5 protein-coding genes and 1 tRNA gene are annotated in these 8,884 nt (G+C 66.7%); 1 reads left to right on the top strand and 5 read right to left on the bottom strand.

Annotated elements, in window-relative coordinates:
* The 5 genes from ON37_RS06960 to ON37_RS06940 form a co-directional block, all read right to left on the bottom strand.
* On the bottom strand, positions 1–2,838 hold a 2,838-nt coding region (locus tag ON37_RS06960; protein WP_040717955.1), incomplete at its 3' end, for an NAD-glutamate dehydrogenase domain-containing protein.
* Between the two features lie 246 nt (positions 2,839–3,084).
* Positions 3,085–4,761, bottom strand: a complete 1,677-nt coding sequence (gene ettA, locus ON37_RS06955) for an energy-dependent translational throttle protein EttA (RefSeq protein WP_040717954.1) — start codon at positions 4,759–4,761, stop codon at positions 3,085–3,087.
* 75 nt (positions 4,762–4,836) lie between these two features.
* Positions 4,837–5,346 (bottom strand): single-stranded DNA-binding protein, encoded by a 510-nt coding sequence (locus ON37_RS06950; protein ID WP_051031286.1) that lies wholly within the window; start codon positions 5,344–5,346, stop codon positions 4,837–4,839.
* 167 nt (positions 5,347–5,513) lie between these two features.
* Positions 5,514–6,461 carry a threonine/serine dehydratase gene (locus ON37_RS06945; RefSeq protein WP_040717953.1) on the bottom strand — a complete coding sequence of 316 codons (948 nt, stop codon included), beginning with the start codon at positions 6,459–6,461 and terminating at the stop codon, positions 5,514–5,516.
* Entirely contained in the window at positions 6,458–8,494 is a 2,037-nt protein-coding gene (locus tag ON37_RS06940) for a bifunctional copper resistance protein CopD/cytochrome c oxidase assembly protein (RefSeq protein WP_040717952.1), read from the bottom strand. Before ON37_RS06940 ends, ON37_RS06945 begins: the two co-directional genes overlap by 4 nt.
* Positions 8,495–8,676: 182 nt before the next feature.
* Here ON37_RS06940 and ON37_RS06935 point away from each other — a divergent pair.
* Positions 8,677–8,750: transfer RNA gene (locus ON37_RS06935), tRNA-Arg, on the top strand.
* The last annotated feature ends 134 nt before the right edge of the window (positions 8,751–8,884 follow it).

Below are 8,884 nucleotides of genomic sequence, written 5' to 3'. Positions count from 1 at the left end.
ACCGTATTCCTTGGCCACCTCGTTGGCGATATCGGAGAACGTCGCCGTCCCCTTGTCCGCCGCGACGACCAAATAGGTGTCGTCCCCGTCGCGGCGCACCACCCGCTCCGGCGGCACCACCGCACCACTGGCGTGGTCGACATTGTCGGTCACATCCAGCAGTCCGGAAATGAAGGTCCGATAGCAGGCGATACCTTCGCTCTGTAAGGCCTGGCGGTCGGTCGCCGGATCTCCGGTGGGCGCGGGCGGGCGCTTCACCACGAAACCGCCCTTGGCGCCGACCGGAACGATCACCGCGTTCTTGACCGCCTGCGCCTTCACCAGACCCAGAATCTCGGTACGGAAGTCCTCCAGCCGATCCGACCACCGCAAACCACCACGCGCCACGGGCCCGAAACGCAGATGCACACCTTCGACCCGCGGGGAGTAGACGAAGATCTCGAATTGCGGACGCGGACGCGGCAATTCCGAAATGGCATGCGGCTCCACCTTCATCGACAGATAGTCACGCGGGGATCCCTCGGCGTCGATGACGTAGTAGTTGGTCCGAAGTGTCGCGGTAACGATGCCGAGGATCGCGCGCAGGATCCGATCGGCATCCAGACTCACCACCTCGTTGATGCACTCGCGCACCGCGGCCTGCAGTTCCTCGGCGCGCTCGGGCGAGGCCGAGTCCGGATCGAACATGGCCTCGAACAACCCCACGAACAACCGCGCCACATCCGGTGAAGCGAGCAGCACGCGCGCGATGTTCGTCTGGCTGTACGGGAAGTCGGCCTGCTGCAGATATTTCGAGTACGCCCGGAGGATGGAGACCGCACGCCAGTCCAGCCCGGCCCGCAGAACCAGCTCGTTGAGCGGATCGGCTTCGGCGCGGCCGTGCCACAGCGCGTCGAAAGCCGCCGTGAAGCGCTCCCGCAGACCACGTTCCGGCGCGTCGAGCACGTCCAGCCGGTCGGCCGACTCCACCAGCTCGGCATCCATATCGGGGTCCAACGACTTGCGCAGCAGGTCGGGACGCGCCTGCAGGCCGAAATCGTAGATCCACGCCAACCGTCCGTCGTCGAATTCGACCTCGTAGGGCCGTTCGTCGACCACCTCGACACCCAGGCTCTGCAGCAGCGGAAGCACCTGGCTCAGCGAGATTCCGCTGCCGACGTACAGGGTGAATCGCCACGAGCCCGGTGCGGCACCCGGCCGGCGATACAGGTGCTGATCGATGGCGTCGCCGGCGAGCCGCTCCAACCGCACGATATCGGCCAGGGCACGGGCGGGCCCGAAATCTTCCTTGTAACCGTCGGGCAGTGCCGCCGAATAGCGTTGTACGACAGCCGGATCCAGCACACTGGACCGTGCCACCTCATCGCGCAGATGATCGTCCCAGGTGCGGCTGGCCTCGGCGAGCAGATTCTGGATGCGCAGGCGATTCGCTTCCGACGTATCGACCCGCATCCCCGCCTCCGGCAGGCGCACGGTGAAGTACACACTCGCGAGTTCGCTTTCGGACACACGCGCCGAGTAGTCGATCGACTCGCCGCCGAGCTCGCGCACCAGAATGTCCTGGATCTCGAGCCGGACCCGGGTGGTGTAGCGGTCGCGGGGCAGATAGACCATCGCCGCGACGAAACGACCGTAGGAGTCCTGCCGCAGAAACAGGCGCACCTGCCGGCGCATGCCGACGTTGAGGACGGCGCTGGCTGTGCGCCGCATCGTCTCGACATCGGAGGAGAACAGTTCGGTGCGCGGGAAGGACTGGATGACCTCGAGCATCGCCTGCCCGGAAAACGATTCCAGGTCGAATCCGCACTGCTCGATCACCGACCGCACCCGCCGCGCGATCACCGGAATGTCGAGCACGTTCTCGTGCAGGGCGGCGACGGTGAAGACGCCGATGAACAGATGTTCGCCGACCACCGCACCGGCGGCGTCGGTCTCCGCGACACCGACGAAATACGGATACACCGAGCGGTGCACGGTCGCCGGCACCAGGCCCTGGGTCAGCATGAGCAGCGGCCGGTTGCCGCCGTCGACCGGGACCCGGAAATCGGTGCCGACGTCCGGACGCAGCACGCCGAGACAACTGTCCTGCACCACAACCGATTTGGATTCGGTGGCAGCGCTCGGGTCGCGTTGGTACCGGGCATAGCCCAACACCGTGAAGTGACCATCGGCCATCCAGCGCAACAAATTGGCGCAGTCGACCAGATCGGTGGCCGAATACGGTGGCGCCCCCGCATCGGCCGCGCGGATCAGGTCACGCGCCAGGCGATCCTGTACCGCCCGCATCGCCTCCGTATCGCTGATGACCTGACGGACGTCGGCGAGCACGTCGGGTACTTCGGTCTCGATGCGATCGAGGACGTCGCGACTGGTCGACGGGTGCAGCTGAACGTGGATCCAGGACTCCCGCAGTCCCGTGACGCCGTTGCCGTCCACCTCGTGCGGTGCGGCCGACCGCAGCCGGCCCTCGTCGTCGCGCAGTACCTCGAAGATCGGGTGGATCACCTCACTGACGGTCACGCCGATTCGAGCGAGCGCGGCGGCGACCGACTCGACGAGCAGGCGCATATCGTCGGTCACCAGTTGAACAGCGGCACCGAGCCCACTGCCGTCGTCGGGGTGATACACCCGCACCCGCGCAGCGCCCGGCGGACGCTGCATGCCCAGTTCCAGATGCCTTCGGAAAACCAGGTCCGAACTTCCGGTGATCGCGCAGTCCACATCGCCGGCATCGACGTGGCGGAAGTATGCCGATTCGAGCGTCGCGAGTTCCCCTCGCAACGGCTCCGGCAGGCTCTCGGCCCACGCGCTACTGGACAATTCGGACGAGACCGTCATTTTTTTCGCCAACTCCCTCGGATTCGGTTCCGCAACAAAGTGACGCCGGGGTCGAGAGTAGCCGGGCAGCCGAGGCGCCGGGGTGGATTCCTCCTAAACCCTCGGCGACGCTCAGCTACCTCGAACGGGCCGGTTGGTACGCCCGTGTTCGCAGCCTACCGCTGACGCGGATAGATCGCGATGACGTTGCGCCACTGACGAATTGACGCACGTCCTGGTTGTGGGTCGGCTCCGCGAGCCGAACGATCAGTCGCGAGTCAGCTTACGATGAGTAACGCGGTGCGGGCGGGCTGCCTCCGGGCCGAGCCGCTCGACCTTGTTGGCCTCGTATGCCTCGAAGTTCCCTTCGAACCAGAACCACTTCGCCGGGTTCGAATCATCGCCTTCCCACGCCAGGATGTGGGTACAGGTCCGGTCGAGGAACCAGCGGTCGTGCGAGATGACCACCGCGCAGCCCGGGAAGTTCTCGAGCGCGTTCTCCAGGGAGCCGAGAGTTTCCACGTCGAGGTCGTTGGTGGGCTCGTCGAGCAGGATCAGGTTGCCGCCCTGCTTCAGGGTGAGTGCGAGATTCAGGCGGTTGCGCTCACCACCGGACAGCACACCGGCCGGCTTCTGCTGGTCCGGGCCCTTGAAGCCGAAGGCGGAAACATAAGCCCGCGAAGGCATTTCCTGATTGCCGACCTCGATGTAGTCCAGGCCGTCGGAGACGACCTGCCAGACCGTCTTCTTCGGATCGATACCGGCGCGGTTCTGATCGACATAGCTCAACTTCACCGTCTCGCCGATCTTGACCTCACCGCTGTCGGGCTGCTCCAGGCCGACGATGGTCTTGAACAGCGTCGACTTACCGACACCGTTGGGGCCGATGACACCGACGATGCCGTTACGCGGCAGCGTGAACGACAGATCCTTGATCAGCTGACGGTCGCCGAAGCCCTTGTCCAGATGCTCGACCTCGACCACGACATTGCCCAGACGCGGACCGTGCGGGATCTGGATCTCCTCGAAGTCCAGCTTGCGCATCTTCTCCGCCTCGGCGGCCATTTCCTCGTAGCGGCCCAGACGCGCCTTGTTCTTGGCCTGCCGCGCCTTGGCGCCGGAGCGCACCCACGCCAGCTCTTCCTTCAGCCGCTTCTGCAGCTTCTGGTCCTTCTTGCCCTGCACCTCGAGCCGCTCGGCCTTCTTCTCCAGGTAGGTGGAGTAGTTGCCCTCGTACGGGTACGCGCGACCGCGGTCGAGCTCGAGAATCCAGCCGGCGACGTTGTCCAGGAAGTACCGGTCGTGGGTGACGGCCAGGACGGCACCCTGATACTGGGCGAGATGCTGTTCCAGCCAGTTGACGCTCTCCGCGTCGAGGTGGTTGGTGGGTTCGTCGAGCAACAGCAGATCGGGCTTGCTCAACAACAGCTTGCACAGCGCCACGCGGCGGCGCTCACCACCGGAGAGGTTGCCGACCGGCTCGTCCGGCGGCGGGCAGCGCAGCGCGTCCATCGCCTGCTCGAGTTGGGAGTCGATATCCCAGGCATCGGCGTGATCGAGGTCCTCCTGCAGCTTGCCCATTTCTTCCATGAGCTCGTCGGAGTAGTCGGTGGCCATGAGTTCGGCGATCTCGTTGAAGCGATCCAGCTTCACCTTGATCTCGCCGAGACCCTCCTCCACGTTGCCGCGGACGGTCTTCTCCTCGTTCAGCGGCGGCTCCTGCTGCAGGATGCCGACCGTCGCTCCGGGCGCCAGGAAGGCATCACCGTTGTTGGGCTGGTCCAGTCCGGCCATGATCTTCAGCACGCTCGATTTACCGGCGCCGTTCGGACCGACGACGCCGATCTTGGCGCCGGGAAGGAAGTTCAAGGTCACATCGTCGAGGACGACCTTGTCGCCATGCGCCTTGCGAACTTTCTTCATCTGGTAAATGAACTCAGCCATGTAGGAAAGCCTATCGGTGTCGGAACCAGTGGGTCGAAACGGAGGACCGCGCGAGCGGAGCAGAGGTAACCGTAGTCATCCGGCGTCGGCGGCCGCCGCGGAGACCGGCTCGACGCTAGTCGATACCGCATCCACCGCGGGCACTGACTCGCCTGCGGGCACGTCCGAAAACGCATCTTCTCCTGGTGGGACAACGTGCAGACCCGGCGTGGAGTTCCGCGGCCCGCCGCGGCGCAGGACCGGCGCCGAGCACCGGCCCAGGTCCGGACCGAGCGCGATGGCCCGCATCTCCAGGTCGTGGCGGTGAACACCATCCGTGGTTCGATACTCGTTGGTCCGCAACTGGCCGTACGCGACGATCGGATCGCCCCGCCGAATCGATGCATCGACGCCGTCGACCAGCCGCCGCCAACACGACACGGTGAGGAAGAGGGTGCCACCGTCGACCCAGCCTCCACTGTCGCGATCGAATCGACGTGCGGTGCTGGCCATGCGGAAGGTCAGTACCCGATCCCCGCCCGGCAGACTGCGCCGGACCGGATGTGTGACGACTGTGCCGATGACGGCCGTATTCGCCTCGTACATGGTTGCGCCCCTTCACGATTCGACGACACTCCCCCAACCGCGGCCACTTCGCCGGCCGCGCTTCCTCAGACTCGTCGATGCGGCGGCACGCCACCAGCCCCGAATCCGGATTTGTGGACAACTCGCCGCGGTGTGAACAGCGGTCGTTCCGTTGCAGAACTACTCGCTCACAGGGTCGTCACATCGGTATTCGCCCCACACAGCACGATCACCGGCCGCTCACCCGGCGCGGGCACGTACGCACCGCTCTGCACCGCCGCCAAGGCCGTGGCCCCCGCCGGTTCGACCACGAGGCGGAATTCGCGCCACAGGTATTCGCGGGCCATCGCGATCGCATCGTCGCCGACGAGCAGCGAGCCGACGCCGTAGCGGATCGCGGTATCCAGGGCGATATCGCCGATCCTGGTGGCGCCCAAGGCATCCGCGGCGATACTGTCGACCGGGACATCGACCGGCCGCCCGGCAGCCAAGGCGGCGTTCAACGTGGGCGCGCCCTTCGGCTCGACGCCGATCACCCGCGATCGCGGCCCGAGAGCGATCGCTATCCCCGCCATCAGTCCACCACCGCCGACGGCCATCAGCACCGGCGGCCGACCGCGCACCTGCCGCTCGATCTCGAGTCCGACCACACCCGCCCCGGCCACGACCGCGGGCAGGTCGTAGGCGTGCAACTGCAGGGCGTTGCGTTCCGCGGTGACGATGTCGGCATGCCGCTTGCACTCGGCATAGGTGGTGCCGTGCCACAGCACTTCCGCCCCGTAGCTCCACATCGCGGCGACCTTCGTGTGCGGTGCGGTTTCGGGCACCACCACCGTGCACGGCCGCCCCTGCACTGCGCAGGCCAGCGCCGCCGCGATACCCGCATTACCGCCGGACGCGATCACGACCGGTCGGCCGGCCGCCGACTGCAGCAGGGCGTTCAGGCTGCCTCGCAATTTGAAGGTGCCGCCGTACTGCAGGTGCTCGAGTTTCAACGTGACCTTCACCGGACCGTCCGGACCGGCAACCTCGGTGTGAAATACCGGCGTCACCCGAACATCGCTGCCGAGCCGCTGCCGGGCGGCACGCACATCGGAGCGGTAGAGACGGGGGATGCGCGCGGGCGCCTCGGTCACCGCTTCACCTCGCGATCCCGCTTGGCCAGCTCCGCGAACATGGCGTTGTGCGCGGCGAGCGCCGCGTCGTGGTCTCGCTCGGCGGCCCGGTCGAAGCGCTTCGCCGTGCGGTTGTCACTGCGCGACCACTGCACCAGGAGCGCCAGCATCACCAGGACCAGGGGAATTTCGCCGCTGGCCCAGGCCAGGCCGCCGCCGGTGCGCTGATCACCCAGCAGATCGGTATTCCAGCCCAGTCCGAGCGAGCGATAGAACCACTCGCCCATCACCGTGGTCATACTCATCAGGGCGACGCCGAAGAACGCGTGGAACGGCAGTGAACCGAACACCATGCCGACCTTCGTCAGCGGTTGGACCTGCCGGGGTTTCGGATCGATGCCGAGGACGACCCAATAGAACAGGTAGCCCGAAACCAGGAAATGCAGGTTCATCGCCAGATGGGCGCCGTGCTCGCCGACCACCGAGTCGAAGATGCCGCCCAGGTACAACGCATAGAAGCCGATGATGAAGAACGCGGTCGCGACAGCCGGCTGAGTCATGAACCGGGAGACCGGGTTGTGCACCGCGGCGAGTACCCATTCCCGCGGCCCGGGTGGGGCGTCTCGACCGGCGGCGGGTAGCGCGCGCAAGGCGAGCAATACCGGGCCGCCCAGCGCGAACAGCACCGGGGCGAGCATCGACAGCAGCATGTGCTGGGCCATGTGCACGCTGAACATCGCCGGGGCGTAGCGGCCCACCCCGGAACTGGTGGCGATCAGTAGGACCAGGCAACCGCACAGCCAGGCCAGGGTCCGGCCGACCGGCCAGGCGTCACCACGTCTGCGCAGCCGGCGCACACCGGCCAGATACAGGACCGCCAGGACGATCGCGAGCGTGCCGAACATGATGTCGAAGCGCCAGTCGAACAGGATGCGCGCGGCCGTCGGGGGCCCGGCCAGGTTGTAGCCGAGTTCGACCTCGGCCGGCGAGGGCACCCGCTTCAGATCCGGCGGCGGGGTGCGGCCCAATCCGACGGCCAGTCCGATGGTGGCCGCGAAGATCAGCACCTCGACGCCCGCGTAACTGATCAGCGCCGAGCGATTGCGGGGATTGCCGGCCAGTGCGGGCAGCGCGCGGCGGCGCTGCAGGAATCCGGCCACGCCCAGGAGGCAGAGTGCGACGGTCTTCGCGATCACCAGCCGGCCGTAGGTGGTGGTGAACAGCTCGCTCCACGGCACCCGCACCCAGGCGTTCAGCACCCCCGACACCGCGACGACCGCGAATGCACAGGTGGCCACCAGCGAGAACCGATGTGCGGCCAGCCCGGTGTGCATGCCGCCGCGCATCGCGTAGGCAAGCAGCGCGAAAAGCCCACCGGCCCAGACCGCCATCCCCACCAGATGCAGGATCAAGCTGTTGGTCGCCACATCGTGTGCACCACCGGAGGAGGAGTGCCCGGTCAGCGCGACCGGAATCAGGCACAGCAGCGACCAGCCGAACAGCACCGGCGTCCACCCCCAGCGCAACGCCAGCCGGCATCCGATCGCGAGCAGAATCGCCATGATCGCGGTCGCGCGCCAGGACCCCGCGACGTCGACCTTGTCGATCGCATGCCAGACCTGGTCCGGTCGCAGCACGGTCCGCACGGGCTGGCCGGTGGTGTCGGACAGGGTCAGTGGGACCAGCAGTGCCGAGGTGACCGCCCACGCCATGGCCGCGGTTCCGGCTCGGCGCAACGCCCGATAGCCCCCGACATCGAGCACTCCGTCGCGCTGTGGCGGGCAGAGGAACGCCGCGAACAGCAGCGAACCCACCGCGATGGCCGCGGAGAAGTCGGCGAGCGCCCGCACCGCCGGAAGTCCGTAGGTGGTCAGCGGTCCGGGATCGGGGATGCCGAGCAGCGTCAACGCCTGGGCGGCGGACAGGCTCACCACGATCGGGGCGACCAACGCGGTCACTGCCACCGACAGCACCGCCAGCACCGGGAACGCCGACGCCTCCGGCCGCGCGGCCTGGGAATCGGGCTCGACGGGCGGGTCCTGCGGTGACGACATACTATTCAGCGTAGTTTGCCGCGCACCTCACAACCGCCCGGGCCCGAATCCGCGACCCCGGTTGTGACGAGGGCGACAGTCCCCCGCCGCGATGTCGTCGACCAGCGCCGACCTGGACGCTCGCTATAATCAACTCGCTGGACACGATGCCTCGAACGGGGCATGGTGTTTGGTGCTGCCATGCCTCCGTAGCTCAGTTGGATAGAGCAAGGGCCTTCTAATCCCTAGGTCGCAGGTTCGATTCCTGCCGGGGGCGCTTAACCCCTCTGACCTGCGCATAGCCCGGGTCAGAGTCTAGGTACCCAAGTAGCGGAACACTTAAACAGCCAGGGGCTTTGCCGAACTACAAGCTCGGAAAACTCGGCGAGACCGGTCAGTATGCCCTCTAGC

The organism is Nocardia veterana NBRC 100344 (assembly GCF_000308855.1).
Classification (GTDB): Bacteria; Actinomycetota; Actinomycetes; order Mycobacteriales; family Mycobacteriaceae; genus Nocardia; species Nocardia veterana.
Note: the sequence above shows the minus strand (reverse complement) of the source record. Positions and strands in the feature narration are given on the sequence as shown.